The following is a 1,363-nucleotide window of genomic DNA, read 5'->3' as shown; positions in this document are numbered from 1 at the left end:
GGGGTGGACGCCCCCGACAGCCTTTATGGCAAAGTGGAGGTGTTGAAGCACCACTGAGGAGGCGTCCGTGTCACAGGTTACCACAATCGGTCTGGATATCGCCAAGAACGTTTTCCATGCGCATGGCGCTGACGAGCGGGGTGCGATGGTTTTCAGCCGCAAGCTGACGAGAGCAAAGCTGCTCGAGTTCTTCGCAGGTCAGCCGGTATGCATAGTAGCGCTCGAGGCGTGCGGTGGCGCCCATCATTGGGCGCGTCAGCTACAGACGATGGGGCACGATGTGCGGTTGATCCCGCCATCTTACGTGAAGCCATTCGTGAAGCGGAACAAGAACGATGCGATTGATGCTGAAGCGATTGCCGAGGCTGCGCAGCGCCCAGGCATGCGCTTCGTGGCGGTGAAAAGCGAAGAGCAACAGGCCGCAGGGCTCGTGTTCCGCACACGTGACCTAGCGGTGCGGCAGCGCACTCAGTTGATCAACGCCATTCGCGGGCACCTAGCGGAGTATGGTTGGGTAGCACCGCGCGGCACAGCGCATATGACAATGCTCGCCGACCTGCTCGAGGATGAGGAAATGACTTCAAGTCTGCCTGCAGCGGCACGGCCCATGTTCAAGCTCATGGTCGACATGCTGGCCGATCTCGACAAGCAGGTTGCCGTGCTGGACCGTGAGATCGCACAGCGTGCCAAGGAGGATGAAGCAGCCAGGCGGCTAATGACCATTCCAGGGATCGGTCCTATCGCTGCGACCGCCATCATCGCGCTGGCCCCGCCGGTCGAGACGTTCCGTAAGGGTCGCGACTTCGCGGCTTGGCTTGGCCTCGCCCCCCGTCAGCACTCGACCGGCGGCAAACAGCGGCTCGGCAGCATATCGAAGATGGGCGAGCGGACGATCAGACGACTACTGATCATCGGCGGCAGCTCAATGGTACGCCAGGCATGCCGGTTTGGCGCGCCTGCCGGCTCGTGGCTTGAGCGGATGCTGGAGCGCAAGCCGCGCATGCTCGTCTCGGTAGCGCTCGCCAACAAGATGGCGCGCATGGTCTGGGCGTTGCTCACAAAGAACGAAGATTACAGAGCTCCGGCAGCGGTCGCGACGTAAGTCAAGGCAGCGGCCAGAGGCGTCGGGGACGTAGGCGGTCGAAGGAGGGTATGGCACAACAGTCGGCGAGACGGGGCTGGAAGAACCAGGGAATGGCAGAGCGCTAGCCAAGCGCGCATAGCTGAAATGGATCCGGTCCGCGAACTCCCATACTGGCCCGCAGCATATGGCGCTGCTCATCGAGGCCGGACAGATGACAGCATCCGACTACGTGCCAACAAACCCCGATTTACTGCTTGCATCCGAAGGGGCGTCCACAGA

1 protein-coding gene is annotated in these 1,363 nt (G+C 61.8%); it reads left to right on the top strand.

All coding sequences use genetic code 11. The features are described 5' to 3' along the window. Positions 1-67: 67 nt before the first annotated feature. Complete coding sequence (locus ADT71_RS00205) at positions 68-1,102, top strand: IS110 family transposase (protein WP_054434091.1); 1,035 nt, start codon at positions 68-70, stop codon at positions 1,100-1,102. Positions 1,103-1,363 lie beyond the last annotated feature (261 nt).

Origin of the sequence: Novosphingobium sp. ST904 (assembly GCF_001298105.1) — a bacterium.
Lineage (GTDB): Bacteria > Pseudomonadota > Alphaproteobacteria > Sphingomonadales > Sphingomonadaceae > Novosphingobium.
This window is presented reverse-complemented; position numbering and strand designations above follow the sequence as displayed.